The organism is Streptomyces sp. NPDC107500 (genome assembly GCF_055582785.1).
The window spans coordinates 47656-74000 of the sequence record NZ_JBVJPF010000003.1; the positions used below are offsets into that span (position 1 = coordinate 47656).

Sequence of the window (26345 nt, forward strand, 5' to 3'; positions counted from 1 at the left end):
CTAGGCGGCCGGCAGGCGGAGCTCGAACAGGGCTCCGCCTGCCGGCGCGTCGTGCACGGTGAGCGTGCCGCCGTGCCGCACGGCGACGTCGCGGGCGATGGCCAGCCCGAGACCCGCCCCGCCGTCGTCGCGGCTGCGGGCGGCGTCGAGCCGTACGAACCGTTCGAAGATCCGCTCCCGGTCGGCCTCCGGCACCCCCTCCCCGTCGTCGGCCACCCCGACCACGGCCAGGTCGCCGTCCCTGCGCACGGACACCTCCACCGCCGAGCGGGCGTGCCGCTGGGCGTTGTCGAGCAGATTGGCCAGCACCCGGCCCAGCTGCCCGCGCGAGCCGGCCACCGACACCCCGCCGGCGGCACCGGCGTCCTCCCGCACGCTCACCCCGGCCCGTCCCCCGGCCTCCTCCCGCGCCAGCGCCGCGAGGTCGACCCGCGCGTCGGCGGGCCGCTCCCCCGCGTCCAGCCGGGCCAGCAGCAACAGGTCGGCGGCGAGGTGCTGGAGCCGTACGGTGTCCTCCACCGCGCCGTCCAGGTCCAGCAGCTCGGGATGGGCGGCGGCCACCTCCAGCTGGGTGCGCAGCGAGGCGATCGGGCTGCGCAGCTCGTGCGAGGCGTCGGCGACGAACCGCCGCTGCCGCTCCACGGAGGTCTGCAGCGCGGCCAGCGTCTCGTTGGTGGTCGAGGCGAGCCTGGCCACCTCGTCGTGGGTGCCGGGCACCGGGACGCGCCGGGCCAGGTCCTCGCTGGCGGTGATCGCGGCCATCTCCCGCCGGATGCCCTCCACCGGACGCAGCGCGCGCCGGGTCACCAGCCAGGTCACCCACCCGACGACCGCGAGCAGCACCGGGAAGCCGATCAGCATGACGGTCAGCGCGGTGTTCACGGCGCCGTGCTCGGCGGAGAGCGGGGCGCCGGCGTAGACGGTGAGGCGGCCCCGGTCCTCGGTCTTCACGGGGACGGCGGCGAAGCGGTAGTCCTCGGTGTCGCCGTCGATGGTCGCCGAACCGTCGCTGACGGTGGTCCGTTCGCCGATCTCCCCCGCTTCGAGCGGCTCGCCCGCGTCGTCATCGTCGTCCGCGTCATCCGTGTCGCCGGCGTCGCCGGTGCCGTCGGGCGAGGCGGCCGGCCGCGGCTCGACCGTCTCGACGCCGGTGCCGGTGATCCGCTCCAGGTCGTCACTGGCGGCTACCAGCGTGCCGTCCTCGTCGACCACCTGCACCGGGCGGTCGTCCACGTCCAGCGACAGGTCGGCGTACGGCGTCCCGACCGCCAGCTCGGTGGCGACGTCCCGCGCGGAGCGTTCGGCCTGGGTACCGGCCTCGCCGAGCAGGTTGGAGCGCAGGGAGAGCAGGACGGCGGCGCCGGCCGCGACCAGGGCGACGGCGACCACCAGGGTCGCGGCGAGCGTGGCGCGGGCGCGGACCGAGCCGAAGAGGCGGCTCATCGCCCGCCGTCCAGGCGGTACCCGGCGCCGCGCACGGTCCGGATGAGCCCGGCGCGCAGCTTGCGCCGCAGGGCGCTGACGTACACCTCGACGATGTTCGGGTCGCCCTCGTAGGCGAAGTCCCAGACGTGCTCCAGGATCTCCGCCTTGGACACGACCTGCCCGGCCCGCACCACGAGCTGCTCCAGGACCGCGAACTCCTTCGCGGTGAGGGTGACCTCGTCCTCGCCGAGGAAGACCCGGCGGGCGGCGGTGTCGACCTTCAGGTCGCCGTGCACGTGCACGGGCGAGGCCCCGCCGCCCTGCGCGCGACGCCGCAGCAGCGCCTTCACGCGGGCGACCAGGACGACGTACGAGAAGGGCTTGGTGAGGTAGTCGTCCGCGCCCGTGTCCAGGCCCTCCGCCTCGTCGTACTCGCCGTCCTTGGCGGTGAGCATCAGGATCGGCACCTCGTGGCCGGCGGCGCGCAGGGCGGCGCAGACCCGGTAGCCGTTGAGGCCGGGCAGCATGATGTCGAGGATGACGAGGTCGTAGTCGCCCTCGCCGGCCCGGTGCAGGCCCTCCATGCCGTCGTGGACGACGTCCACGGCGTATCCCTCGGCGGTGAGGCCCCTCGCGAGCGACAGGGCCAACCGCTTCTCGTCCTCCACGATCAACAGGCGCATGGGTAAAGAGTGGCAAAACCAGGCTGAAGATCCCTTCAGGAGGCTTCAGCTTCGGCTCAGCGTCGGTCCGCGACAGTACAGAGGTCGGAAAACGACAGCACTCTGGACGACTCGGGAGGAACCAGCATGAGGCGCAACATCGTCATCGCCGCCGTCACCGCCGCCGCACTGATCGGAGGGGGTACGGCGACGGCCCTCGCGACCACGGGCGACGACGGCCGGAGCGCGACGCCCCGGGCGGACGTGAGCGTGTCGGACGACGGTGGCGTCCGGGACGAGTCCGACGACCACGACGACGACTCGGCCGACGACCGCGACGACGCCGCCCGCGCGTCCGCCGCCAAGGTGACGGCGGCCGACGCCATCGCCGCCGCCCTGCGGGACACACCGGGCACCGCCGTCTCCGCCGACCTGGACGACGAGGACGACGACGCGGACGACGACGGCGACGACCGCGGTGAGCGCGCCGCCTGGGAGGTCGACGTCCTCTCCGGCGACGGCACCTGGCACAGCGTCCGGATCGACCCGGCCTCCGGCAAGGTCCTCGGCTCCCACAAGGACACCGACGAGGACGACACGGCCGAGGCGCGGGCCGCCCTCGAGGGCACCTCCGTCAGCGCGGCCGAGGCGGCGCGGGCCGCGGCCGGCAAGTCCACGGTGACCTCCGTGGACCTGGACGACGACGGCGACGACGGCCCGGCCGCCTGGGAGGTCGAGACCCGTGCCGACGGCAAGGGCGAGCAGGACTGGCGGGTCGACCTGAAGACCGGCAAGGTCACGGCCGACCGCTCGGACTCGGACGGTTCCGGCTCGGACGACTCGGGTCCGGACGACTCGGGCTCGGACGACGACTGACCGGTCCGGCCGACCCCGCGGACGCGCCGCGGCGGCGCCCCGGCACCAGCGCCGCCGCCACCGCGACCGCGCCCGCCACCGCGAAGCACACCGGCAGCGGCAGCCGTTCCACCAGCAGGCCCACCGCGGCGGCGCCGGCGGACATGCCGGCGTTCACGGCCGTGTTGCACCAGGCGCCCGCCCGGGTCCGGAAGCCGGGCGCGGCGCTCTCGTCGGCGATCAGGTACGCCGTCGTGAGCGCCGGTGCCACGAAGAGCCCCGCGCAGGCGACGGCCGCGACCAGCGTGCCGACGCCCGGGGCGAGGCCGGCGGCGGCCAGGCTCACGCCGAGACCGGCCGCGAGGAACGGCAGCCGGGCGCGGGCGGACGAGGTCCAGGTGACGGCGCCGTTCAGCAGTCCGCCGACCGCGCTGCCCGCCGACAGTGCCGCGAGGACCCAGGCGACGGTGGAGCCCCCGAGGTCGCGCTGGACCGCGTAGGCGACGGCGAGGAGGTCGACGGCGCTCACCGAGACGCCGACCCCCGCGGCGACGAGGACCGGTTGCAGCAGGGCCCGCCCCTGTCCGGCTCCGCCTCGCCCGTGCCGGGGAGGCGTCGCGTCCTTCGCCCGCTCCACCGCCCGCGGGCGGTCCGCCGCCGGCGACGTGACGAAACCGAGGGTGCCCACCGCCACCAGCACCGCGCTCAGCACGACGCCGACGGCCGGCGGGGCGACGCCGACCACCACGCCGACCAGCAGCGGTCCGGAGACGAAGAGCAGTTCCTCGGCGACTCCGTCCAGGCTGTAGGCGCGTTGCAGCATGGCGCGGTCGGGGAGCATGTCGGCCCACACCGCCCGCATCGAGGGCCCGAGCGGCGGTGTGCAGGCACCCGCGAACGCGGCGGTCGCGGCGAGCACGGCCGCGGGCACACCCGGGCGCCAGCAGGCCGCCGCCGTCACGCAGAGCAGGGCGGCGTACAGCAGGGCCATGGGGAGCAGGGCCCGGCGCGGACCGTGCCGGTCGACCAGGCCGGCGCGGTAGGGGGACAGGAGGACGCTCGTCGCGCCGAAGAGCGCCATGACCAGGCCGGCCACGGCATACGACCCGGTGGACCGGGTCAGGGCGAGCATCAGGGAGAGGGAGACCGTGCCGTACGAGAGCCGGCCGACGAGGGCGGCCGCGAAGGTACGGCGGGCATGGGGGACACGGAGCACGGCGGCGTACGAGGGCCGCGGAAAGGGCGTGGACACGCGAAGGGTTCCTCTACAGGGAGGCAACGAGGGGACGCCGAGGCGCGCGACGGCCGGATGCGGCGGTCGCGTGCGGGGCGGGCCCTATGCCAAGAGGAGGAACATGCGGGTCAAGGTAGCAGCGCGGCTCCGGGCGCGCGCGGCCATTTTCGGACGTCGGGTGCCGGACGCCTGACGCCTGAGCCGGACGTCAGCCGTTCGTCAGCCCCGTCACCAGTTCGTCCGCCGCGCGGTACGGGTCGAGTTCGCCCGCCACGATCCGTTCCGCGAGGGCGCCGAGGCGGCGGTCGCCGTGCAGGTCGCCGATGCGTTCGCGCAGGGTGGTGACGGCGATGGTCTCGACCTCGCGGGCGGCGCGGGCGCGACGGCGTTCGGCGAGGACGTCCCGCTCCTCCATCCACGCGCGGTGCTTCTCCAGGGCCTCGACCACCTCGTCGACGCCCTCGCCGCGGGCGGCGACCGTCTTGACGATGGGCGGACGCCAGTCGCCGGCGGCGCGGGCCTCGCCGAGGCCCAGCATGTGGTTCAGCTCGCGGGCGGTGGCGTCGGCGCCGTCCCGGTCGGCCTTGTTCACGACGTAGACGTCGCCGATCTCCAGGATTCCGGCCTTGGCCGCCTGGATGCCGTCGCCCATGCCGGGGGCGAGGAGGACGACCGAGGTGTCGGCCTGGGAGGCGATCTCGACCTCCGACTGGCCGACGCCGACCGTCTCCACCAGGATCACGTCGCAGCCCGCCGCGTCCAGGACGCGGATCGCCTGCGGGGCCGCCCAGGCGAGGCCGCCGAGGTGGCCGCGGGTCGCCATGGAGCGGATGTAGACGCCGGGGTCGGAGGCGTGCTCGGACATCCGGACGCGGTCGCCGAGCAGCGCCCCGCCGGAGAACGGGGAGGAGGGGTCGACGGCGAGGACGCCGACCCGCCTGCCCTGCTTGCGGTACGCCGTCACCAGGGCCGAGGTGGAGGTGGACTTGCCGACGCCCGGCGAACCGGTCAGACCGACCACGTAGGCCTGGCCCGTCAGCGGCGCGAGCGTCTCCATGACCTCCCTGAGCTGCGGGGACGCCCCCTCCACCAGAGAGATCAGCCTGGCCACGGCCCGCGGTCGGCCTTCCCTGGCCTGGGCCACCAGTGAGGAGACGTCCTGCATCACAGCTCCGTTCAGCTCCGTCCGACTGCCTTGACTGCCTTGACTGCGTTCCTGAGACGCCGTACGGGCGCTCAGGCCTTCGGAACCCGGATGATCAGCGCGTCGCCCTGGCCGCCGCCGCCGCACAGGGCCGCCGCGCCGACCCCGCCGCCGCGCCGGCCCAGCTCCAGGGCCAGGTGCAGCACCAGCCGGGCGCCGGACATGCCGATCGGGTGGCCCAGCGCGATGGCCCCACCGTTGACGTTCACCTTTTCGGTGGACACACCGAGGTCCTTCATTGACTGCACGGCGACGGCCGCGAACGCCTCGTTGATCTCGATCAGGTCGAGGTCGCCGACCTCCAGGCCCTCCTTCTTCAACGCGTGCCGGATGGCGTTGGAGGGCTGCGACTGCAAAGAGTTGTCCGGCCCGGCGACGTTGCCGTGCGCGCCGATCTCGGCGATCCACTCCAGGCCCAGCTCCTCGGCCTTGGCCCTGCTCATCACGACCACGGCCGCGGCGCCGTCGGAGATCTGCGAGGAGGAGCCCGCGGTGATCGTGCCCTCCTTGGAGAACGCCGGCCGGAGCTTGCCCAGCGACTCCGCGGTGGTGTCGCCGCGGATGCCCTCGTCCTTGCTGAACACCACCGGGTCGCCCTTGCGCTGCGGGATCTCGACCGGGGTGATCTCGGCGTCGTACACGCCGTTCTTCTGGGCGGCGGCGGCGCGCTGGTGGGACAGGGCCGCGATCTCGTCCTGGGGGCCGCGCTCGATGCCGAGGCGGGTGTTGTGCTTCTCGGTGGACTCGCCCATGGCGATGTTCTCGAAGGAGTCGGTCAGGCCGTCGTACGCCATGGCGTCGATCATCTGGACCGCGCCGTACTTGTAGCCCTCGCGGGACTTCGGCAGCAGGTGCGGGGCGTTGGTCATGGACTCCTGGCCGCCGGCCACGACCACGTCGAATTCACCTGCGCGAATGAGCTGGTCGGCGAGGGCGATGGCGTCGAGGCCGGAGAGGCACACCTTGTTGATCGTGAGCGCCGGGACGTTCATGGGGATGCCGGCCTTGACGGCGGCCTGGCGGGCGGGAATCTGCCCGGCACCGGCCTGGAGCACCTGGCCCATGATCACGTACTGGACCTGGTCACCGGTGACGCCCGCGCGTTCCAGGGCCGCCTTGATCGCGAAACCACCGAGGTCGGCCCCGGAGAAGGACTTCAGCGAGCCGAGCAGCCGTCCCATCGGGGTGCGGGCACCCGCGACGATGACGGAGGTCGTGCCGTTCGTTGCAGAAGACATGAGCTGCGATCCCCTTTTCCGGCCCGCACAGGCCGAGGAGTGAACGAGGGTTTACTCGAATGTACTGAGCGGTATCCCGCCCGTCACCCGGCGGTCGGTGTGATCGCGCGCACGTTGCGTAACCACCTCCGGAGCGCTGCACTGGTTCCATGCTGACGCGAATCGACCACATCGGAATCGCCTGCCACGACCTCGACTCCACCGTCGAGTTCTACCGTGCCACCTACGGCTTCGAGGTGTTCCACACCGAGGTCAACGAGGAGCAGGGTGTCCGCGAGGCCATGCTCAAGATCAACGATACGTCGGACGGCGGCGCGTCGTACCTCCAGCTTCTCGAGCCCACCCGCGAGGACTCCGCGGTCGGCAAGTGGCTCGCGAAGAACGGCGAGGGCGTCCACCACATCGCCTTCGGTACGGCGGATGTCGACGCGGACGCCGCGGACATCCGGGAGAAGGGCGTACGCGTTCTGTACGACGAGCCGCGGCGGGGTTCCATGGGGTCGCGGATCACCTTCCTGCACCCCAAGGACTGCCATGGCGTACTGACAGAACTGGTCACTTCGGCGGCCGTTGAGTCACCTGAGCACTGACTCCCGTACATAGGGGCCGGTAGGGTTGGGTGCGGTCGCCGCTCAATCCAGGGTGACCCGGTCCTGTCGTCGGCGACGGCGGGATCGCCGGGGTCGTGTTTCGGGGGGCGGGCGACGGGGCAGCGGCACATGCCCCGCCGTTGATCTGACACCATTCCCCGGGGGCCCCGTCCGTCGGACGGACGGAGCTCAGTCGGGAAGATTTGCGACCAGGGGACGGATGGGACCGCGCAGTGCGGGGCTACGAGAGCCAGGAGCGAGAGCCGGCGGCTGACGTCGACCACCTCTCTCGGTTCGAGGCCGAGATGAAGCGGCTGAAGACCGAGCGGGAAAAGGCGATCCAGCACGCCGAGGACCTCGGCTACCAGGTCGAGGTGCTGCGCGCCAAGTTGCACGAGGCGCGGCGCACCATCATGTCCCGGCCCGCCTTCGACGGCGGTGACATCGGGTACCAGGCCGAGCAGTTGCTCCGCAACGCGCAGACGCAGGCCGACCAGCTGCGCTCGGACGCCGAGCGGGAACTGAGCCAGGCCAGGGCGCAGACCCAGCGCATCCTCCAGGAGCACGCCGAGCAGGCCGCCCGGCTCCAGGCGGAGCTGCACCAGGAGGCGGTCACCCGCCGCCAGCAGCTGGACCAGGAGCTGGCCGAGCGCCGGCAGACCGTCGAGTCGCACGTCAACGAGAATGTGGCCTGGGCCGAGCAGCTGCGCGCCCGTACCGAGCAGCAGGCCCGCCGCCTCCTCGACGAGTCCCGCACCGAGGCCGAGCAGTCCCTGGCCAGCGCCCGCGCCGAGGCCGAGCGGCTGACCTCCGAGGCCCGGCAGCGGCTGACCGACGACGCCGAGAGCGCCCGCGCCGAGGCCGAGCAGCTGCTGCGCCGCGCCCGCACCGACGCGGAGCGGCTGCTGAACGCCGCCTCCACGCAGGCCCAGGAGGCCACCGACCACGCCGAGCAGCTGCGCACCTCCACCGCCGACGAGTCGGAGTCCGCGCGGCGCCAGTCGCAGGAGCTGAGCCGGACCGCCGAGCGGCGCATGGCGGAGGCCGAGGAGGCGCTGCGCAAGGCGCAGACCGAGGCCGAGAAGGTCGTCGCCGAGGCGAAGGAGGCCGCCGCCAAGGCGCTGGCCGGCGCCGAGGCCACCAACGAGCAGCGCACCCGCACCGCCAAGGAGCAGGTCGCCCGGCTGGTCGGCGAGGCCACCAAGGACGCCGAGAACACCAAGTCCGAGGCCGAGCAGCTGGTCGCGGACGCCCGCGCCGAGGCCGAGCGGATCGTCGCCGAGGCCGCCGAGAAGGCCCGTACGCTCACCGCCGAGGAGTCGGCCACCCAGCTGTCGAAGGCGGCCAAGACCGCCGAGGACGTGCTGAACAAGGCGTCCGAGGACGCCAGGCGGACCACGAAGGCCGCCACCGAGGAGGCCGAGCGGATCCGCACCGAGGCCGAGGCCGAGGCGGACCGGCTGCGCGCCGAGGCGCACGACATCGCCACGGAACTCAAGGGCGCCGCGAAGGACGACACCAAGGAGTACCGCGCCAAGACGGTCGAGCTTCAGGAGGAGGCGCGCCGGCTGCGCGGCGAGGCCGAGCAGCTGCGCGCCGACGCGGTCGCCGAGGGCGAGAAGATCCGCGCCGAGGCCCGCAAGGAGGCCGTGGCGCAGATCGAGGAGGCGGCGAAGACCGCCGAGGAGCTGCTCGCCAAGGCGAAGGCGGACGCGGACGAACTGCGGCAGACCGCGACGACGGACAGCGAGAAGGTCCGCACCGAGGCCATCGAGCGGGCCACCACCCTGCGCCGGCAGGCCGAGGAGACCCTGGAGCGCACCCGCGCGGAGGCCGAGCGGCACCGCACGGAGGCCGCCGAGCGCGCCGAGGAGCTCCAGGCGGAGGCCGAGCGGGCCGCCCGCGAGCTGCGCGAGGAGACCGAGCGCGCCGTCGAGGCCCGCAGGGCGGAGGCCGCCGAGGACCTGACGCGGCTGCACACGGAGGCCGAGGAGCACCGCACGGCCGCCGAGGAGGCGCTGACCGAGGCCCGCGAGGAGGGTGCGCGGCTGCGCCGGGAGGCCGCCGAGGAGAGCGAACGGCTGCGCACCGAGGCCGCGGAGCGGATCCGTACGCTCCAGCAGCAGGCCGAGACGGAGGCCGAGCGACTGCGCACCGAGGCCGCCGCCGACGCGTCCGCCTCCCGCGCGGAGGGCGAGTCCGTCGCCGTACGGCTGCGGTCGGAGGCGGCCGCCGAGGCCGAGCGGCTGAAGTCGGAGGCGCAGGAGAGCGCCGACCGGGTGCGCGCGGAGGCGCAGACCGCCGCCGAGCGCATCGCCGCCGAGGCGTCGGAGGCGCTGGGCGCCGCCCAGGAGGAGGCCGCCCGGCGCCGCCGCGAGGCGGAGGAACTGCTCGGGTCCGCCCGGCAGGAGGCCGACCAGGAGCGCGAGCGGGCCCGCGAGCAGAGCGAGGAGCTGCTGGCCTCGGCGCGCAACCGCGTGGAGGAGGCGCAGACCGAGGCGGTCCGGCTGGTCGAGGAGGCCGACCGGCGCGCGACCGAGATGGTGTCGGCCGCCGAGCAGCACGCGCAGCAGGTGCGGGACTCCGTCGCCGGGCTGCACGAGCAGGCCCAGGAGGAGATCACCGGACTGCGCAGCGCCGCCGAGCACGCGGCGGAGCGCACCCGGCACGAGGCCGAGCAGGAGGCGGACCGGGTCCGCGCCGACGCCCACGCCGAGCGTGAGCGGGCCGCCGAGGACGCCGGACGGCTGCGGCGCGAGGCACGCGAGGAGACCGAGGCCGCCAAGACGCTGGCCGAGCGGACGGTGTCCGAGGCCATCACGGAGGCCGACCGGATCCGCACCGACGTCTCGGAGCACGCCCAGCGGGTGCGCACCGAGGCCTCCGACGCCATCGCCGAGGCCGAGCAGGCGGCGTCGCGCACCCGGGCGGACGCCCGCGAGGACGCCAACCGCATCCGTTCCGACGCGGCGACGCAGGCGGACACCCTGATCACCGAGGCGAGCGCCGAGGCGGAGCGGCTCACCACGCAGACGGCGGCCGAGACCGACCGGATCCGGACGGAGACGGTCGCGGAGGCGGAGCGCGTCCGTACCGAGGCGTCGAGCGAGGCGGAGCGGGTGCGGGCCGAGGCGGGCGCCCGCGCCGAGCGGCTGCTGTCGGACGCCACCGGGGAGGCGGAGCGGCTGCGGGCCGAGGCCGCCGACACCGTCGGGTCCGCCCAGCAGCACGCCGAGCGGATCCGCACCGAGGCCGACCGGGTCCGTGCCGAGGCCGCGGCGGAGGCGGAGCGGGTCACCACGGCCGCCCGCGAGGAGGCCGACCGCACCCTGGACGAGGCCCGCAAGGACGCCAACAAGCGGCGTTCGGAGGCGGCCGAGCAGGTCGACACGCTCATCACGGAGACCACGTCCGAGGCCGACAAGCTGCTCTCCGAGGCGCAGCAGCAGGCCCAGAAGACCACCGCGGAGGCCGAGTCGCAGGCCGACACGATGGTCGGCGCGGCCCGCGCGGAGGCCGACCGGCTCGTCTCGGAGGCGACGGTCGAGGGCAACACCCGGGTGGAGAAGGCCCGTACGGACGCGGACGAGCTGCTGGTCGGCGCCCGCCGGGACGCGACCGCCATAAGGGAGCGCGCGGAGGAGCTGCGCGAGCGTCTCACGTCCGAGATCGAGGAACTGCACGAGCGGGCGCGCCGCGAGGCCGCGGAGACCATGAAGTCGGCGGGCGACCGCTGCGACGCGCTCATCAAGGCCGCCGAGGAGCAGCTGGCCAAGGCGGAGGCGAAGGCCAAGGAGCTGGTGTCGGAGGCGAACTCCGAGGCGGGCAAGGTGCGCATCGCCGCCGTCAAGAAGGCCGAGGGGCTGCTGAAGGAGGCCGAGCAGAAGAAGGCCACCCTGGTCCGGGAGGCCGAGGAGCTGAAGGCCGAGGCGGTCCAGGAGGCCAGGCGCACGGTCGACGAGGGCAAGCGCGAGCTGGAGATCCTGGTGCGGCGCCGCGAGGACATCAACGCCGAGATCTCCCGGGTGCAGGACGTGCTGGAGGCGCTGGAGTCCTTCGAGACGCCGGGGGGCGCGAAGGAGAACGGCGTGAAGGCCGGAGCCACGGTGGGCGCCCCACGTTCGGGTGGCAAGTCGTCAGACGGCTAGCGCGCGGAGCGGATTCGGTGTCTCCTGGAGATCTTTGGTTGACTCCTGACCGGACCCTTGCCCAGAACTTTGGCAAGCCATCCGCGGGTCAGCCACTCAAAAGAGGTGTCATTCTCCGTATCAAACGCGCATCCGCTCGATGACACACCGCATTGGCGCCTAGGATTCCCTCTATCACCTCACCCGGTCTCTTTCGACAGGAACCCCATGAGCGACACTTCCCCCTACGGCTTCGAGCTTGTGCGGCGTGGGTACGACCGCGCTCAGGTGGACGAACGCATCTCCAAGCTCGTCTCCGACCGTGACAGCGCTCTCGCCCGCATCACCGCTCTGGAAAAGCGCATCGAGGAGCTTCACCTCGAGACCCAGAACGCCCAGGCCCAGGTCAACGACGCCGAGCCGTCGTACGCCGGTCTCGGCGCCCGGGTCGAGAAGATCCTGCGGCTCGCCGAGGAAGAGGCGAAGGACCTGCGCGAGGAGGCCCGGCGCGCGGCCGAGCAGCACCGCGAGCTGGCCGAGTCGTCGGCCCAGCAGGTGCGCAACGACGCGGAGTCGTACGCCGCGGAGCGCAAGGCCAAGGCCGAGGACGAGGGCGTCCGGATCGTCGAGAAGGCCAAGGGCGACGCCTCGCAGCTCCGTTCCGAGGCGCAGAAGGACGCGCAGTCCAAGCGCGAGGAGGCGGACGCCCTCTTCGAGGAGACCCGCGCCAAGGCCGCCCAGGCCGCCGCCGACTTCGAGACGAACCTCGCCAAGCGCCGCGAGCAGTCCGAGCGCGACCTGGCCTCCCGTCAGGCCAAGGCCGAGAAGCGCCTCGCGGAGATCGAGCACCGCGCCGAGCAGCTGCGCCTGGAGGCGGAGAAGCTGCGCACGGACGCCGAGCGCCGGGCCCGCCAGACCGTCGAGACCGCGCAGCGCCAGTCCGAGGACATCGTGGCCGACGCCAACGCCAAGGCCGACCGGATCCGTTCGGAGTCGGAGCGCGAGCTGGCCGCCCTCACCAACCGCCGCGACTCCATCAACGCGCAGCTCACCAACGTGCGCGAGATGCTGGCGACCCTCACGGGCGCCGCGGTGGCCGCAGCCGGTACGCCGGCCGAGGACGAGTCGGTCTCCCGCGGGGTGCCGGCCCAGCAGTCCCGCTGACGCGGGACGTCCCGCGGCCGAACACAAACGGAACAAGGACGAGGCCTTCTGTCACTGGGGTGGCAGTGGGCCTCGTCCCGTTCTAGCGTGGGCGCCATGATCGAGCTCGAGGGGCTGACCAAGCGGTACGGCGAGAAGGTGGCGGTCAACAATCTCTCCTTCACCGTCAGACCCGGCATCATCACGGGCTTTCTCGGCCCGAACGGGGCGGGCAAGTCCACGACCATGCGCATGGTGCTGGGCCTGGACCGGCCGACCGCCGGGGACGTGCGGATCGACGGCAAGCACTACGACCAGCTGACCGACCCGCTGACGTACATCGGGGCGCTGCTGGAGGCCAAGGCGTGGCACGGCGGGCGCAGCGCCTACAACCATCTGCTGTGCCTCGCGCAGAGCAACGGCATCCCGGCGACCCGGGTGCGAGAGGTGCTGGACACGGTGGGGCTGTCGGCGGTCGCCAGGAAGAAGACGAAGGGGTTCTCCCTCGGCATGGGACAGCGGCTCGGCATCGCCGGGGCGCTGCTCGGCGACCCGCGGATCCTGATGTTCGACGAGCCGGTCAACGGCCTCGACCCCGAGGGCATCCACTGGATCCGCAACCTGATGAAGACTCTGGCCGCGCAGGGGCGCACGGTCTTCGTCTCCTCGCACCTGATGAGCGAGATGGCGCTGACCGCGGACCACCTCGTGGTCATCGGCCAGGGCAGGCTGCTCGCGGACACCTCGATGGCCGACTTCATCGCGGAGAACTCGCGCAGCTACGTCCGGATCCGCACCCCGCACCGCGAGCGGCTGCTCGACGCGCTGCACGGCGCCGGCATCGAGGTCGTCGACACCGGCGCCGAGGTGCTGGAGGTGGACGGCGACAAGTCGGAGGCCGTCGGCGAGCTGGCGGCGAGCAACCAGGTGGTGCTGCACGAGCTGAGCCCGCAGCGGGCCTCGCTGGAGGAGGCGTTCATGCAGCTGACGGCGGAGTCCGTGGAGTACCACGCGCACGACGGGCAGCCGCCCGGCGCGGTGCCGCAGCAACCACAGCAACAGCAGCAGCCGTGGGGCAGCGACTGGAAGAGGGGATGAGCATGGCGACGGCACAGGTCGTCCGGTCGGAGTGGACCAAGATCCGTTCGGTCGCGTCCACGGTGTGGACGCTGTCCCTCGCCGTGGTCGTCACCATCGCCCTCGGCATGCTGATCTCAGCGCTGTCGAAGAGCGAGTTCGACAGCATGAGCCAGCGGGACCAGCTCTCCTTCGACCCGACCTTCATCAGCTTCGCCGGCACCAGCCTCGGCCAGCTGGCGATGATCGTGTTCGGCGTGCTGGTCGTGGGCAACGAGTACAGCTCCGGAATGATCCGCACCTCGCTGGCGGCGGTGCCGCGGCGCGGCAGCTTCCTGTTCAGCAAGATCGCGGTGGCCACCGCGCTCGCCTTCGTCGTGGCCATGATCACCAGCTTCGCGACCTTCTTCCTCGGGCAGGCCATGCTCGGCGACCTCAAGGCGTCGATCGGCGACCCGGGTGTGCTGCGCGCGGTGATCGGCGGCGGCCTCTACATGACCCTCATCGCGATGTTCTCGATGGGCGTCGCCGCGATGCTGCGCTCGCCGATGCTGTCGCTGGGCATCCTGATGCCGTTCTTCTTCCTGATCTCCAACATCCTGGGCAACGTCCCGGCCACCGAGAAGGTCGGCCGCTTCCTGCCCGACCAGGCCGGCAGCAAGATCATGCAGGTGGTCACCCCGATCGACGACGACGTCCCCTACGGCCCCTGGGGCGGCCTCGGGATCATGGTCCTGTGGGTGATCGCGGCCCTCGTCGGCGGGTACGTGGTGCTGAAACGACGGGACGCCTAGGTCCTCGACCGGTGCTGAAAAGGTTCCGTGGAGCGTCGGATTTTGCCCTGGCTTGAACGGAACCGTCAGCGCGTGGATATCCTCCTAAGCCTTACGGGGGCGTGTGCCCTGCTGTCCTGAACCTTTCGATGGGTGCGGAGCATGATCGAGGCTGTCGGCCTGACCAAGCGATACGGCGACAAGACCGCCGTGTACAACCTCTCCTTCCAGGTGCGGCCCGGTGCCGTCACCGGCTTCCTCGGGCCCAACGGCTCGGGCAAGTCGACGACGATGCGGATGATCCTCGGCTTGGACAACCCCACCGCGGGTCACGTGACGATCGGGGGCCACCCGTACCGCAGGCTGCCGAACGCCGCGCGGCACGTCGGCGCGCTGCTGGACGCCAAGGCGGTGCACGGCGGCCGGTCCGCCCGCAACCACCTGCTGAGCCTGGCCCAGCTCTCCGGCATCCCCGCCCGGCGGGTGGACGAGGTACTCGGCGTGGTCGGCCTCCAGGACGTGGCCAAGCGGCGCTCGAAGGGCTTCTCGCTCGGTATGGGCCAGCGGCTCGGCATCGCCGCGGCGCTGCTCGGCGACCCCCAGGTGCTGCTCTTCGACGAGCCGGTCAACGGCCTCGACCCCGAGGGCATCCACTGGGTGCGCAACCTGATGAAGGCGCTCGCGGCGGAGGGCCGTACCGTCTTCGTCTCCTCGCACCTGATGAGCGAGATGGCACTGACCGCGGACCACCTGATCGTCATCGGGCGCGGCCAGCTGCTCGCCGACATGAGCGTGACGGAGTTCATCTCGGCCAACTCCGCCGACTTCGCGCGGGTGCGGACGCCGGACACCGACCCGCAGCTGCGCGAGAAGCTGACCTCCGCGCTGACCGAGGCGGGCGGCCACGTGCTGCCCGAGCAGGACGGCGCGCTGCGCGTGACCGGCCTCGCGCTCCCCCGCATCAGCGACATCGCGCACGGCAGTGACGTGCGGCTGTGGGAGCTGTCGCCGCACCAGGCGTCCCTGGAGGAGGCGTACATGCGGATGACGCAGGGCGCCGTCGACTACCGGTCGACCGCGGACCAGAAGGCGGGGCTCCAGCAGCCGCTGCCGCCCGGCGCGCAGCCGCCGATGCCGGTGCCCGGCCAGGGCCAGCCCGGCTGGTACGCCCCGCCGCCGCCCCAGCAGGGCGGTCAGCCCTTCGCGGCGCAGGGCACGCCGGGCCAAGCGCCTGCGGGACCGTACGGCGCCCCGGCCGCGCCCGGCGCGCAGTCTGCCAACCCGTACGCGGCGCCGCAGGCCCCGCAGGCGCCTCAGGCCGCCGCTCCGGCCCCGGCGCCGCCCGCCGCCGCCCCCGTCACCGACCCGACCAAGCCCGAGGACGCCCGATGAGCACGCCCCAGCCCCCGACCCCTCAGGCCGCCCCCGACTGGCAGTCGGCGCCCGGTTCGCCGTACCCGACTTACACGTCGCCGATCCCGGTGGTGCGCACGAGCCTCGCGCACGCGCTCGCCTCCGAGTGGACGAAGATCAAGTCGGTGCGCTCCACGATGTGGACGCTGGGCGTGTTCGTCCTGCTGGTCATCGGCATCGGCCTGCTGACCGGCGTGGTCGTGGCGAACTCGTCCTCCGACCTGGCCGGCGAGAGCGCGCTGAGCCTCGGCTTCTTCGGGCTGCTGCTGGGAAGCATCTGCGTCATCACGCTCGGCGTGATGACCACCGCCTCGGAGTACGGCACCGGCATGATCCGTACGACGATGACCGCGTGCCCCAGCCGCGGCCGGGTGCTGACGGCGAAGGCGATCGTCTTCTTCCTGGTCGCCTTCGTGGTGACCCTGGTCTCCGCGACGCTGGTCGCCCTCGCGCACGTGGCGATGCTGGAGGGCAACGGCGCGGCCGAGCCCACCGGCTCGGAGTGGCTGAAGGGCACCGTCGGCGTCTCGCTGTACATCGCGCTGCTCGGCCTGCTCTCGCTGGCCGTCGGCTCGGTCATCCGGCACTCGGCGGGCGCCATCACGATCATGATCGGCGTGCTGCTCGCGCCGCTGGTGATCGCGCTGTTCATGTTCTCGGAGTCCCTGAAGGACGTGCAGCAGGCGCTGTTCGAGTACTCGATCCCGAACCAGATGAGCATCTTCTACGCCAACTCGCTGTCCGAGTCCGGCCCCTCGGGCTGGGACCCGCTGTGGATCGTGCTCGGCGTGACCGCGGCCGCGTTCGCCGGCGCCTTCGCCCTGCTGGAGAAGCGGGACGTCTGACCCGGCTCAGAACTTCGGGGCGCTACGGGACCGCTGCACCCGCGTGGTGCGGCGGTCCTTCGCGTTCCAGCACGCCTTGTGCCAGTGCCGGCGGTCGTCGACCCCCGAGTGCGCCGGCCAGGCCACCACGTGCGGGACGCCGTCCGGAATCAACTGGTCGCAGCCCGGGCAGCGGTACGACTTCCCCTGCGCGCTCGCCCCCGCCACGTGCCGTACGTTCCACTCCTCGCCCTGCCAGTCCTCCGACGACTGCCAGCCTCCGTAGCGGCCGGCGCCGTCGTCCTCGGCGCTCCGGCCGGACGAAGCGGCTTCCTTCGGTCGGTTGCGACGCGGGGACACGGGACACCTCACGGAGCTATACAGGAAGTACGGGCGGCATCCAGCCTACGCGGTACGGACCGGGGTACCCGGCCCCTTCCACGACGACCGATTCTGCAGACAATCCGGAAAATCCTCCGTCCGGCCGTGTCCTCGGCACGTGTCAGGCGGTTATGCCGTGTGGGGGAGCTCCGAGTCGGGGCCGAGGAAGCAGGAAAAGGCAATGCGCGTTGGAAGTTTCGTATTGGGGGCCCAGTTCCCGGGCCAGGGTCAGGGGGAGGCGCTGCACCGCGCGGTCCGCTCGGCCGAGGTCGCCGAGGAGGCCGGGCTCGACGCGGTCTGGCTGGCCGAACACCACTTCGTGCCGTACGGCACGTGCCCGTCGGCCGTGACGCTGGCCGCGCTGCTGCTGGGCCGCACCCGGCGCATCCGGGTCGGCACCGCGGTCAGCGTGCTGCCCACCGTCCATCCCGTGGCGCTCGGCGAGCAGGCCGCGCTGCTGCACGTCACGAGCGGCGGCCGCTTCTCGCTGGGCGTGGGCCGGGGCGGCCCGTGGGTGGACCTGGAGGTCTTCGGCGCGGGCCTGGAGGCGTACGAGAAGGGGTTTCCGGAGTCGCTCGACCTCCTGGTGCGCTGGCTGCGCGAACCGGCCGTCGGCGCCTCGGGGGAACGCTTCAGCTTCCGCGAGGTGCCCGTCGTGCCGCGCCCCTCGGAGGCCCTCTCGGAGGCGGCGGGCCCGGAGGTCGTCGTCGCCTGCACCTCGCCGTCGAGCGTGCGGATGGCTGCCGAGCGGGGGCTGCCGATGCTGCTGGGCATGCACGTCGGCGACGAGGAGAAGGCGGAGATGGTCGCCCTGTGGCGGCGGCACGCCCGCGCGGCCGGACGCCCGGACGCAGAGGTCTCCGCCGCGGCCCATGTGTCGGCCGGCGTCTGCCAGATCGCCGACCGGCGCACGGACGCTGCGGAGACCCTGCTCAAGGCGATGCCGGGCTGGCTGCGCCAAGGGCTGGGCGCGCACGTCACGGTGGACGGCCGCGCCCGGCAGATGCGCGACCCGCACGCGTACACCGAACTGCTCTGCGGCCTGCACCCGGTGGGCACGCCCCGGCTCTGCGCGGACCGGCTGGCGGCCACGTCCGAGCGCACCGGCATCTCCCGCTTCGCGCTGCTCGTCGAGGGCTCCGGAGACCTCGCGGCGACCGAGGACAACGTACGGCGACTCGGCGCCGAGGTACTCCCCCAGCTCGGCTGAGGCCATGGGCGGGGAGCTTGCCGCTCCGGTACAGAACTGCACCTCCCGCGTACGGAGCGGCAAGCGGACGATCGTGGCGTCAGCAGTCGCGGAATTCGGGCGACTGGTTCAGCACCTGGCTGCGCACCGAGGTGAAGCGGGTCAGTTTCTCGTCGACAGAGGAGTCCAACGGGAACACCGCCACCCGGTGGCAGTTCTGGAAGGCCAGCCGCACCCCGAAGTGCCGCTGCAGTGCGCCGCGTATGGCGTCACTCGCGAGCGCACGCAGCAGCTGACCGCGCGCCTGCTCGTCCGGCGGAGGCGTCTGGTTGTCGGCGAACGCACCGCCGTCGACCTTCAGCTGTGCCACCAGGGAGCTGACCATCTCCCATGCGTAGGGCAGGGAAGTCCGGACGCAGTCGACGAAGGCTGCTTCGTCGACCTCGCCTCGCTCGGCCTGTTCGAGTAGGGCCGGTGAGACGTCGAGCGACATGGGTTCTCCTCTCGCACCCCCGACGGGCGGGGGTTGCCGGACAGTTGAGGGAGTCCGCGATTTTGAACACGCTGCGTACACAGTTCGCGACCTCCCGTTCAATACCGTAAGCAACCGATCGTGACCGCACCAGGAGAATGCCGAGATGGACACCATCCCGTAGGCGCACAATCGGCCAGTGCGCAAGCCGGGGCCAATGGGAGAAGTGGGACAGCCCACCGGGCGTCCGGGTACGGGCGAATCGCGTCGGGCCGGGCACGTCGAGTAGCGTTGCCGACCATGCGTCTCGTCATTGCCCGCTGCTCCGTCGACTACGCCGGGCGGCTCACCGCCCACCTGCCCTCGGCGCCCCGCCTGATCCTGGTCAAGGCGGACGGCAGCGTCTCGATCCACGCCGACGACCGGGCCTACAAGCCCCTCAACTGGATGTCGCCGCCCTGCACCCTGAAGGAGGGCACGGGCGAGGAGGAGGGCGTCTGGACCGTCGTCAACAAGGCGGGCGAGAAGCTCATCATCACGATGGAGGAGGTCCTCCACGACTCGTCGCACGAACTGGGCGTCGATCCCGGCCTGATCAAGGACGGCGTGGAAGCACACCTCCAGGAACTGCTCGCCGACCGCATCGAGACGCTGGGCGAGGGCTACACCCTCATCCGCCGCGAGTACATGACGGCCATCGGCCCCGTCGACATCCTGTGCCGCGACGCCGACGGCGGGACGGTCGCGGTCGAGATCAAGCGGCGCGGCGAGATCGACGGCGTGGAGCAACTCACGCGCTATCTGGAGCTGTTGAACCGCGATCCCCATCTCGCCCCGGTGCGCGGCGTGTTCGCCGCGCAGGAGATCAAGCCGCAGGCCCGGGTACTGGCCACGGACCGCGGCATCGGCTGCCAGGTGCTGGACTACAACGCCATGCGGGGCATCGAGGACGACAAGCTGCGGCTGTTCTGAGCGGGCTTCACCCACGACAGGCATACGGGAGGGCCGGGTCCGGCACGCGGACCCGGCCCTCCTGTGTGCCTGTCTGGCACGGACCTCAGATGATCTGCTCGGTCGTCTGCTCCGAGCCGCTCGGCGTACCCGTACCCGTACCCGTGCTGCTCTGCGAGGCGCTCGGGGTGTCCCCGGGGGAGCCGGCCGCGCTGGTCGGCGTCACCGGACCGCTGGCGGTGTCGGACGTCTCCGGCTCCGAGGGCGAGGTGGTCTCGCTCTCCGATGGCTCCGGAGAGGTCGGCTCGGAATCCGTGGGCGTCGGCTCCGTCGGCTCGGTGTCCGTCGGCTTCGGCGAGGTCGGCTTCGTCGTCGGCGAGCTGGGCGACTTGGTGGGCGTGTCCGGCGAGTCCGGGTCGTCCGGGCTCTCGTCGCCGCCGGGGGCGCCGGTGCTGCCCGGGCTGCTCGGCGACTGCGAGGTCCGCCCCGACTCGGAGGGGGTCGGGGCGTCCGGCGTGCCGGAGTCGCTCGGCCGGCCAGTGGTGCCCTGTCCCTGGCCGTCGTCGGACGGCCGGTCCGCGCCGATGCCGCCGTCGTCGATGCCCTGGCTGGCCGAGGGGTTGACGCCGACCTCGTTGGAGGGGTCGCCCGGGTCGTTCTCGGAGGTGGCGCCGAGCGTCACCACCGTGCCGAGCACGGCGACGAGCAGCGCGCCCGCCCCGGCGGCCACCAGGTTGCGCCGGGCGAAGCCCTTGATGCCGCTGCCGACCGTGCGGGACGGCTCCTCGGCATGCTCGCGGCTGGTGACCAGGGTCGGGGACTGCGGCGGCGGCTGGAGCGGCGGGAAGGGCGCGGGGACGCCCGCGGACGGCGACGCCGACTCCTCGTGCCGGGCGTCGGGCACCTCCTCCCCCGCCGTCGGGCCGAGGCCGGCGCCGACGACGCCGAGTCCGGCGGCGGCCCCCACGGCAGCGAAGGCACCCGCGCCGCTGCCCAGGCCGGGGGTGTCCCCGGTCCGGTCGGCGACCAGGGCGAGGGCACGGCGGCCGGCGATGGCGCCGTGCTTGTCGGAGAGCGCGCCGCGCAGGCCGATGGAGGCCTCCAGCTCGGCGCGGGCCCGGTCGAGCTGGTCCTCGCAGAGGGCGAGGACGCCCAGCTCGTGGTGGAAGTAGGCCTGTTCGGCGACGTCCCCGGCGAGCCGGGAGGCCTCGGTGCCGGCCCGCAGGGCCCGCTCCCAGGCGCTCCAGTGCAGCCCGGCGGCGAACGCGGGCGCCGCGGTGCGGGCCAGCTGGACGGCGGGGCTCTCCTCGTCGTCCGCGGTCCGGGTCGTCGTCGGCACCAGTACCGCGAGGGCGGCCAGGACGGCGTCGGCCTCGGCGCAGACCCGCTCCGGGGTGACCGAGGGGTGCCCGGTCCACCAGGCGTAGTGCTGGGCGGCGGCCAGCGCACGGGCCCCCATGCCGTCGGTGTAGCCGCCGCTCTCCAGCTGGGTGAGCACACCGGCGGCCAGCCGGTAGCGGGAGCCGACCGGCGAGACCAGTCCGCAGTCGGCCAGCTCGCCGAGGGCGGCGTCCGCGTGGGTGTCGCCGACCAGCGCGGGCAGATGCGCCTGGTGCGGCAGCTCGCCGCCGAGCGCGACGGCGAACTCCAGGGTGGCGCGGGCCGAGGCGCTCAGCCGGGAGGCCAGCAGCGGCGCGGGCGCGGCGGCCTCGCCGAGGGACGGCAGGGGCGACACGTCTCCTGCGTCGGCCTCGGCGGCGTCGTAGGGCGTGTCGTCGTCGGCCGGGCGGGCGTCGGCGAAGACGCCGAACTCGTCCACCGCGTCGGCGCCGGCCCGCAGCCGGTCACGGCGGCGCAGCAGGGCACCCGCCTGGACGAAGCGCAGGGGCAGGCCCTCGGACTCGAACCAGAGGTCGCCCGCCCAGTTGGCCTCCTCCTCGGTGAGACCGCGGCCGGCGGCGCGCTCCAGCAGTTCCACGCCGTCCGAGCGGTCCAGGCCGGTGAGGAAGACCTCCTCGACGGCGGAGTCGGCGGAGGGGGCGGGCACGTCCGGGGTGGCGCCGATGAGGAAGGCGCACTCGGGGGTGGCCTCCAGCAGTTCGTCGAGGGCGGTGCCGCCGAACTCGATGTCGTCCAGGACGACGACGGCGCCGACCTCGCGCAGGTGCCCGAGCAGTTCCTCCCGGCCCGGGCGGTGCAGCGGCGCGCGGTGGACGGCGTAGAAGAGGTCGTGGAGCAGGTCGTCGGCGGTGCGGTGGAAGCCGTTCAGGCGGACGACGCCGTCGGGCGCGAGGCCGGCGCAGTCCTCGGCGACGAGGTCGAGGAGGCTGGTACGGCCGGAGCCGCCGGGGCCGGTGAGGCGGACGGAGCGGCCGCGGGCGAGCAGTCGTACGAGGCGTTCGCGTTCGTCCTCGCGGGCCAGCAGCCCCAGCACGGTCTTGGTGGGCCCCGGCGGGACGGGCGGCAGGGCGGCGCGGGCCGTCTCCGCGCGTTCGGCCGCGGTGAGCTTCTCCGGGCGGGCGGGCCGTTCGGCGGGCGGGCAGACCTCGATCTCGCTGCCGTCGACGGGGTTGACGGTGAGCAGGAAGTCGCCGGAGACGAGCTGCACCGTGCGGGCGAGCGCGGGCTGTCCGAAGTCGGAGGTGAGGGGATCCCTGGGAGGGCGCGGGCGCGGCGTGTCGCCATCGTGGCCGTACTCCTCGGGTCCCCGGGTGTTCGGGTCCATCGGTTCAAGCCCCCCAAAAGCGTCGTGTGCAGGGCCCCGGTCGGGACCACCCTCCCGGCCTTGCCGCACACCGCGCTGTCGCTTCTGGTCCGGTCCCGCCGATGGGTTCGCAAAAGTGCGGGCAGCCAGACCCTAAACCTTCGCTCAGTATCTACGACAGCCCGGGGTACCGCCCCGCCCGAGACGTCACGGTCTCGTGAGGATTGGGTGTGTCGGGCACGGGACGTCACACCCTGGGCAGGGTCTCCACGCCGATGCCGCCCTCGATGGCCAGGATCCTGTGCAGCCGGGTGGCCACCAGCAGGCGCTGCATCTGCGGAGGTACTCCGCGCAGCACCAGCCGCCGGCCGCAGCGGCCGGCCCGCCGGTGGGCCCCCATGATCACGCCGAGTCCGGTGGCGTCCCAGGAGTCCAGCTCTGACAGGTCGAGCACCAGGTCGCCGACTCCGTCGTCGACGGCCGAGTGCAGGACCGTACGGGCGTCCGCCGCGCTGCGGACGTCGAGGCGGCCCCCGACGACCAGCTCGACGTGGTCGCCCCTGATGTGCATATGCGCTCCCCGGCGTGCGTCCTTGTTCGTCTCTTCGATTCTTCGACGTGATCTCTCGGCGGTATCAGGTGTTGCATCCTCTGACTGGCCGGAACGACCGGAGGTTGCCGCCTGTAAGCGAACCGATACCGAATTCACCCCGGCGTGTGATGTCTCCCGGGGCCGATGGGACTTCAGTGCTTGTAGAAGCCCTGCCCGCTCTTGCGGCCGATGTCACCGGCGTCCACCATCCGGCGCATCAGCTCCGGCGGGGCGAACTTCTCGTCCTGGGACTCGGTGTAGATGTTGCCCGTGGCGTGCAGGAGGATGTCGACGCCCGTCAGGTCGGCGGTGGCCAGCGGCCCCATGGCGTGGCCGAAGCCCAGCTTGCAGGCGAGGTCGATGTCCTCGGCGGTGGCGACACCCGACTCGTACAGCTTCGCGGCCTCGACGACGAGGGCGGAGATGAGGCGGGTGGTCACGAAGCCCGCGACGTCGCGGTTGACGACGATGCAGGTCTTGCCGGTGGACTCGGCGAACTCACGTGCGGTGGCGAGCGTTTCGTCGCTGGTCTTGTAGCCGCGCACCAGTTCGCACAGCTGCATCATGGGGACCGGCGAGAAGAAGTGGGTGCCGACGACCCGTTCGGGGCGTTCCGTCACGGCCGCGATCTTGGTGATCGGGATGGCGGAGGTGTTGGACGCGAGGATCGCCCCGTCCTTCACCAGCTTGTCGAGCGCTCGGAAGATCTCGTGCTTGACCTCTAGCTTCTCGAAGACGGCCTCCACGACCACGTCCACGTCCGCGACGGCGTCCAGGTCGGTGGTCGCGGTGATCCGCGCGAGCGCGGCGTCGGCCTCCTCGGCCGCCAGCTTCCCCTTGGCGACGAATTTGTCGTACGAGGTGCGGATGCCGTCCGTGCCGCGCCGCAGCGCCTCGTCGGTGACGTCCCGCAGGACGACGTCCCAGCCCGCCTGTGCGGCGACCTGGGCGATGCCGGACCCCATGAGGCCGGCTCCGATGACGGCGAGCTTCCGTGCCACTGTGCGACTCCCCTGATACAAGCTGTCCTTGGTCTCTCGGCCGGAGATTAGCGGGCGTGAGGGGCTGTGTGACCGGTTAGTAACGCGCGTCACGTCTCACATGACGGACATCACACCGACGTGTGTCATTCGGGTGTCACTCCGCGCCCCGTACGGCGTAGTTGAGCACCTTCTCACTCAGCAGCTCCTCCATCTCGTCCAGCAGCAGGAGCATCTCGCGGGAGACCTGGGCGGGTTTGCCCCCGGCGACCATGCGCCGGCCGATTCCCATCATCACGGTGCCGTGCAGCCAGTTGATCTGACCGGCCATCAGGGCGGGCAGCGGGTCGTCGGCCGCGGCGCGGGTCTCCTCCCTGAGGGTCACCTCCAGATTGGCCAGGACCTCCTGGCCGATGGCCCACATCCTGGACCGCAGGGCGGGCGACTCGTGCACGACCTTCATGAATCCGGCGTACCCGTCCATCAGGCCCACGCGCGGCGAGACCGACTCGACCTCGTCGCGCAGCTCGCGCAGGACGGCGTACGCGGCGGACTCTCCGGCGCCCCGTCCGCGCACCCAGCGCGACAGCCGGTCGACCACGCCCTTGGAGCGGTCGAGGAACAGGTCCTCCTTGGCCGGGAAGTAGTTGTACACGGTGTTCACGGAGACGTTCGCGGCCTCCGCGACCTCGGCGACCGTCACCGCCTCGAAGCCGCGCTCCAGGAACAGCCCCGTGGCGACGTCCGAGAGGTACTGCCGGGTCTGCCGCTTCTTCCGTTCCCTGAGTCCCTCGGCCATGCGCCCATCCTAGGCTTCGCTGGTGCCGCTAGAAAATTGGGGCCATTGCAAAATTTAAGTGACTCTGTTTTTCTGGGGCGCATGGCAATCATCAGTACGGCCGGCCTGGCCCGGACCTTCACGACCGCGCGCGGCCCGGTCGAGGCCGTGCGCGGCATCGACCTGACCGTCCGCGAGGGCGAGATCCTCGGCTTCCTGGGACCCAATGGCGCCGGCAAGACCACCACCCTGCGGATGCTCACGACGCTGCTCGCCCCCACCGGCGGCGCGGCCACCGTCGCGGGACACGACCTGGCGGCCGACCCCGCGGGGGTGCGCCGGGCCTGCGGGTACGTGGCGCAGTCGGGCGGGGTGGACCCGCAGATCACCGTGCGGGAGGAGCTGGTCACCCAGGGCCGCCTGTACCGGCTGCCCCGGGCGCGGGCCGAGGAGCGCGCGGAAGAGCTCGCCCGCGACCTGGACCTCAGCGCGCTGCTCGACCGCAAGTGCGGCGCGCTCTCCGGTGGTCAGCGGCGGCGGCTGGACATCGCGATGGCGCTCACGCACCGTCCGAAGGTCCTCTTCCTGGACGAGCCGACCACCGGGCTCGACCCGGGCAGCCGCGCCGACCTGTGGGACCTGGTGCGGCGGCTGCGCGACGAGCAGGGCACGACGGTCTTCCTCACCACCCACTACCTCGACGAGGCCGACGCGCTCTCCGACCGGCTGGTCGTCGTGGACGGCGGGGTGGTGGTCGCCGAGGGCACACCGGACGCTCTGAAGCGGGAGTACGGCGGCGCGGCCGACGCCACGCTCCAGGACACCTTCCTCGCCATCACCGGGCGCGGCGCCGCGCCGGCCGACGCCACGCCCGTGGCCGTGTAGAAACCCCGAGCCACCCCCCGCAGAAGCCCCAAGCCGCCTCCGCAGAAGCCCCTAGCCGCCGTACCGCACCCCGAGATCCGAGGCTGACCGATGCTGTTCCACGACACCGCGCTCATCTACGGCCGCTACCTGCGCCAGTCCCTGCGCTCCCGCTTCGCCCTGCTGTTCGGCGTGCTGATGCCGCTGCTGTACCTGCTCTTCTTCGGCCCCCTGCTGACCGATCTGCCGCTCGGCGGGCGGGGCAGCTCCTGGCAGGTGCTGGTGCCGGGCCTGCTGCTCCAGCTGGGGCTGTTCGGCGCCTCCTTCGCCGGCTTCTCGGTCATCATCGAGAACGGTCAGGGCGTGGTCGAACGCATGCGCGTCACTCCGGTCAGCCGACTGGCGCTGCTGCTCGGCCGGGTGCTGCGGGACGCCACGGTCTTCGCCTTCCAGGCGGTGCTGCTGGTACTGGCGGCCGTGGTGATGGGCCTGCGGGCGCCGCTGGCCGGGGTGCTGATCGGCTTCGCGTTCGTCGCCCTGCTCACGGTGTCACTGGCGTCCCTCTCGTACGCGCTGGCGATGAAGGTCCGCACGCCGCAGTCGTTCGGGCCCGCCGTCAACGCGCTCACGATGCCGTCGATGCTGCTGTCCGGCCTGATGCTGCCGATGACGCTGGGACCGGCATGGCTGGACGTGCTGTCGCACCTGATGCCGTTCCGCTATCTGGTCGACGCCGTGCGGGACGCCTACGTCGGCAGCTACGCGACGGCGCACATGCTGTACGGCACGCTGGTGGCGCTCGCGTTCACCGCACTGGCCGTGACGGTGGGCACACGCGTGTTCCGGAGCGCCGGTGCGTAACTAGGCTG

The 26345-nt window shown here is 72.6% G+C and carries 23 protein-coding genes; 12 read left to right on the plus strand and 11 right to left on the minus strand.

Annotated features, from left to right (window positions below):
* Together ACZ67M_RS11795 and ACZ67M_RS11800 are read right to left on the minus strand one after the other, a co-directional pair.
* Complete coding sequence (locus ACZ67M_RS11795; RefSeq protein WP_469850749.1) at positions 1 to 1443, minus strand: sensor histidine kinase; 1443 nt, start codon at positions 1441 to 1443, stop codon at positions 1 to 3.
* On the minus strand, positions 1440 to 2108 hold the full coding sequence (locus tag ACZ67M_RS11800) for a response regulator transcription factor (RefSeq protein WP_392010761.1): 669 nt from the start codon (positions 2106 to 2108) through the stop codon (positions 1440 to 1442). The genes ACZ67M_RS11795 and ACZ67M_RS11800 overlap by 4 nt, the downstream gene beginning before the upstream one ends.
* Before the next feature lie 126 nt (positions 2109 to 2234).
* Between ACZ67M_RS11800 and ACZ67M_RS11805 the strand changes: the two genes are divergently transcribed.
* Positions 2235 to 2963, plus strand: a complete 729-nt coding sequence (locus ACZ67M_RS11805) for a PepSY domain-containing protein (protein WP_469850751.1) — start codon at positions 2235 to 2237, stop codon at positions 2961 to 2963.
* On the opposite strand, the gene ACZ67M_RS11810 is transcribed toward ACZ67M_RS11805, so the two are convergent.
* The 3 genes from ACZ67M_RS11810 to ACZ67M_RS11820 all read right to left on the minus strand — a co-directional run bounded on the left by ACZ67M_RS11810 (position 2884) and on the right by ACZ67M_RS11820 (position 6618).
* On the minus strand, positions 2884 to 4194 hold the full coding sequence (locus ACZ67M_RS11810) for an MFS transporter (RefSeq protein ID WP_469850753.1): 1311 nt from the start codon (positions 4192 to 4194) through the stop codon (positions 2884 to 2886). The two genes, ACZ67M_RS11805 and ACZ67M_RS11810, sit on opposite strands and share 80 nt — an antisense overlap.
* A gap of 190 nt (positions 4195 to 4384) precedes the next feature.
* Complete coding sequence (gene meaB / locus ACZ67M_RS11815; protein WP_125494640.1) at positions 4385 to 5341, minus strand: methylmalonyl Co-A mutase-associated GTPase MeaB; 957 nt, start codon at positions 5339 to 5341, stop codon at positions 4385 to 4387.
* Between the two features lie 71 nt (positions 5342 to 5412).
* Positions 5413 to 6618 carry an acetyl-CoA C-acetyltransferase gene (locus ACZ67M_RS11820; protein ID WP_125494641.1) on the minus strand — a complete coding sequence of 402 codons (1206 nt, stop codon included), beginning with the start codon at positions 6616 to 6618 and terminating at the stop codon, positions 5413 to 5415.
* Between the two features lie 149 nt (positions 6619 to 6767).
* Here ACZ67M_RS11820 and mce point away from each other — a divergent pair, with 149 nt between their 5' ends.
* The 7 genes from mce to ACZ67M_RS11855 all read left to right on the plus strand — a co-directional run bounded on the left by mce (position 6768) and on the right by ACZ67M_RS11855 (position 16586).
* On the plus strand, positions 6768 to 7208 hold the full coding sequence (gene mce / locus ACZ67M_RS11825; RefSeq protein WP_361351535.1) for a methylmalonyl-CoA epimerase: 441 nt from the start codon (positions 6768 to 6770) through the stop codon (positions 7206 to 7208).
* Between the two features lie 233 nt (positions 7209 to 7441).
* Positions 7442 to 11356, plus strand: a complete 3915-nt coding sequence (gene scy / locus ACZ67M_RS11830; RefSeq protein WP_469850755.1) for a polarized growth protein Scy — start codon at positions 7442 to 7444, stop codon at positions 11354 to 11356.
* 207 nt (positions 11357 to 11563) lie between these two features.
* The gene (locus ACZ67M_RS11835) at positions 11564 to 12499 is read left to right on the plus strand and encodes a coiled-coil domain-containing protein (RefSeq protein WP_122616272.1); all 936 of its coding nucleotides are present in this window, start codon (positions 11564 to 11566) and stop codon (positions 12497 to 12499) included.
* A gap of 96 nt (positions 12500 to 12595) precedes the next feature.
* Positions 12596 to 13576, plus strand: coding sequence for an ABC transporter ATP-binding protein (locus ACZ67M_RS11840; protein ID WP_392010747.1), 981 nt, complete (start codon positions 12596 to 12598; stop codon positions 13574 to 13576).
* Positions 13577 to 13578: 2 nt separating this feature from the next.
* Positions 13579 to 14349: an ABC transporter permease gene (locus ACZ67M_RS11845; protein WP_385803112.1), complete on the plus strand. Its 771-nt coding sequence runs from the start codon at positions 13579 to 13581 to the stop codon at positions 14347 to 14349.
* A gap of 141 nt (positions 14350 to 14490) precedes the next feature.
* Entirely contained in the window at positions 14491 to 15720 is a 1230-nt protein-coding gene (locus ACZ67M_RS11850; RefSeq protein WP_469850758.1) for an ABC transporter ATP-binding protein, read from the plus strand.
* Positions 15717 to 16586: an ABC transporter permease gene (locus ACZ67M_RS11855; protein WP_385803116.1), complete on the plus strand. Its 870-nt coding sequence runs from the start codon at positions 15717 to 15719 to the stop codon at positions 16584 to 16586. The genes ACZ67M_RS11850 and ACZ67M_RS11855 overlap by 4 nt, the downstream gene beginning before the upstream one ends.
* A gap of 6 nt (positions 16587 to 16592) precedes the next feature.
* On the opposite strand, the gene ACZ67M_RS11860 is transcribed toward ACZ67M_RS11855, so the two are convergent.
* A complete protein-coding gene (locus tag ACZ67M_RS11860) occupies positions 16593 to 16925 on the minus strand; it encodes an ATP/GTP-binding protein (protein WP_361351553.1) in 333 nt (110 codons plus the stop codon).
* 202 nt (positions 16926 to 17127) lie between these two features.
* Here ACZ67M_RS11860 and ACZ67M_RS11865 point away from each other — a divergent pair, with 202 nt between their 5' ends.
* Positions 17128 to 18156 carry an LLM class flavin-dependent oxidoreductase gene (locus ACZ67M_RS11865; RefSeq protein ID WP_392010740.1) on the plus strand — a complete coding sequence of 343 codons (1029 nt, stop codon included), beginning with the start codon at positions 17128 to 17130 and terminating at the stop codon, positions 18154 to 18156.
* 79 nt (positions 18157 to 18235) lie between these two features.
* Here ACZ67M_RS11865 and ACZ67M_RS11870 read toward each other — a convergent pair whose 3' ends face one another.
* Positions 18236 to 18628: an SCO5389 family protein gene (locus ACZ67M_RS11870; protein ID WP_055421911.1), complete on the minus strand. Its 393-nt coding sequence runs from the start codon at positions 18626 to 18628 to the stop codon at positions 18236 to 18238.
* Positions 18629 to 18907: 279 nt separating this feature from the next.
* Here ACZ67M_RS11870 and nucS point away from each other — a divergent pair, with 279 nt between their 5' ends.
* Positions 18908 to 19579, plus strand: a complete 672-nt coding sequence (gene nucS / locus ACZ67M_RS11875; protein WP_064729874.1) for an endonuclease NucS — start codon at positions 18908 to 18910, stop codon at positions 19577 to 19579.
* 85 nt (positions 19580 to 19664) lie between these two features.
* Here nucS and ACZ67M_RS11880 read toward each other — a convergent pair whose 3' ends face one another.
* The 4 genes from ACZ67M_RS11880 to ACZ67M_RS11895 form a co-directional block, all read right to left on the minus strand.
* Positions 19665 to 22283: an ATP-binding protein gene (locus ACZ67M_RS11880; protein ID WP_469850761.1), complete on the minus strand. Its 2619-nt coding sequence runs from the start codon at positions 22281 to 22283 to the stop codon at positions 19665 to 19667.
* A gap of 226 nt (positions 22284 to 22509) precedes the next feature.
* Positions 22510 to 22833, minus strand: a complete 324-nt coding sequence (locus ACZ67M_RS11885; RefSeq protein WP_003973611.1) for an STAS domain-containing protein — start codon at positions 22831 to 22833, stop codon at positions 22510 to 22512.
* Between the two features lie 173 nt (positions 22834 to 23006).
* Positions 23007 to 23855, minus strand: a complete 849-nt coding sequence (locus tag ACZ67M_RS11890) for a 3-hydroxyacyl-CoA dehydrogenase family protein (RefSeq protein ID WP_469850763.1) — start codon at positions 23853 to 23855, stop codon at positions 23007 to 23009.
* Positions 23856 to 23991: 136 nt separating this feature from the next.
* Positions 23992 to 24633 (minus strand): TetR/AcrR family transcriptional regulator, encoded by a 642-nt coding sequence (locus tag ACZ67M_RS11895; protein ID WP_392010733.1) that lies wholly within the window; start codon positions 24631 to 24633, stop codon positions 23992 to 23994.
* An 81-nt stretch (positions 24634 to 24714) separates the two neighbouring features.
* Between ACZ67M_RS11895 and ACZ67M_RS11900 the strand changes: the two genes are divergently transcribed.
* Both ACZ67M_RS11900 and ACZ67M_RS11905 read left to right on the plus strand, forming a co-directional pair.
* Positions 24715 to 25497: an ABC transporter ATP-binding protein gene (locus ACZ67M_RS11900; RefSeq protein ID WP_361351565.1), complete on the plus strand. Its 783-nt coding sequence runs from the start codon at positions 24715 to 24717 to the stop codon at positions 25495 to 25497.
* Between the two features lie 90 nt (positions 25498 to 25587).
* A complete protein-coding gene (locus tag ACZ67M_RS11905; RefSeq protein WP_122616260.1) occupies positions 25588 to 26337 on the plus strand; it encodes an ABC transporter permease in 750 nt (249 codons plus the stop codon).
* Positions 26338 to 26345: the final 8 nt, after the last annotated feature.

Excerpts from the sequence above, each read along its gene's own strand:
- ACZ67M_RS11900 (WP_361351565.1), top strand. The coding sequence starts at position 24,715 with ATGGCAATCATCAGTACGGCCGGCCTGGCCCGGACCTTCACGACCGCG.
- ACZ67M_RS11795 (WP_469850749.1), bottom strand. The coding sequence starts at position 1,443 with ATGAGCCGCCTCTTCGGCTCGGTCCGCGCCCGCGCCACGCTCGCCGCG.
- ACZ67M_RS11855 (WP_385803116.1), top strand. The coding sequence starts at position 15,717 with ATGAGCACGCCCCAGCCCCCGACCCCTCAGGCCGCCCCCGACTGGCAG.
- ACZ67M_RS11850 (WP_469850758.1), top strand. The coding sequence starts at position 14,491 with ATGATCGAGGCTGTCGGCCTGACCAAGCGATACGGCGACAAGACCGCC.
- ACZ67M_RS11895 (WP_392010733.1), bottom strand. The coding sequence starts at position 24,633 with ATGGCCGAGGGACTCAGGGAACGGAAGAAGCGGCAGACCCGGCAGTAC.
- ACZ67M_RS11905 (WP_122616260.1), top strand. The coding sequence starts at position 25,588 with ATGCTGTTCCACGACACCGCGCTCATCTACGGCCGCTACCTGCGCCAG.
- mce (WP_361351535.1), top strand. The coding sequence starts at position 6,768 with ATGCTGACGCGAATCGACCACATCGGAATCGCCTGCCACGACCTCGAC.
- ACZ67M_RS11880 (WP_469850761.1), bottom strand. The coding sequence starts at position 22,283 with ATGGACCCGAACACCCGGGGACCCGAGGAGTACGGCCACGATGGCGAC.
- ACZ67M_RS11800 (WP_392010761.1), bottom strand. The coding sequence starts at position 2,108 with ATGCGCCTGTTGATCGTGGAGGACGAGAAGCGGTTGGCCCTGTCGCTC.
- ACZ67M_RS11845 (WP_385803112.1), top strand. The coding sequence starts at position 13,579 with ATGGCGACGGCACAGGTCGTCCGGTCGGAGTGGACCAAGATCCGTTCG.
- ACZ67M_RS11805 (WP_469850751.1), top strand. The coding sequence starts at position 2,235 with ATGAGGCGCAACATCGTCATCGCCGCCGTCACCGCCGCCGCACTGATC.
- ACZ67M_RS11840 (WP_392010747.1), top strand. The coding sequence starts at position 12,596 with ATGATCGAGCTCGAGGGGCTGACCAAGCGGTACGGCGAGAAGGTGGCG.
- ACZ67M_RS11885 (WP_003973611.1), bottom strand. The coding sequence starts at position 22,833 with ATGCACATCAGGGGCGACCACGTCGAGCTGGTCGTCGGGGGCCGCCTC.
- ACZ67M_RS11865 (WP_392010740.1), top strand. The coding sequence starts at position 17,128 with ATGCGCGTTGGAAGTTTCGTATTGGGGGCCCAGTTCCCGGGCCAGGGT.
- ACZ67M_RS11820 (WP_125494641.1), bottom strand. The coding sequence starts at position 6,618 with ATGTCTTCTGCAACGAACGGCACGACCTCCGTCATCGTCGCGGGTGCC.
- ACZ67M_RS11835 (WP_122616272.1), top strand. The coding sequence starts at position 11,564 with ATGAGCGACACTTCCCCCTACGGCTTCGAGCTTGTGCGGCGTGGGTAC.
- meaB (WP_125494640.1), bottom strand. The coding sequence starts at position 5,341 with ATGCAGGACGTCTCCTCACTGGTGGCCCAGGCCAGGGAAGGCCGACCG.
- ACZ67M_RS11870 (WP_055421911.1), bottom strand. The coding sequence starts at position 18,628 with ATGTCGCTCGACGTCTCACCGGCCCTACTCGAACAGGCCGAGCGAGGC.
- nucS (WP_064729874.1), top strand. The coding sequence starts at position 18,908 with ATGCGTCTCGTCATTGCCCGCTGCTCCGTCGACTACGCCGGGCGGCTC.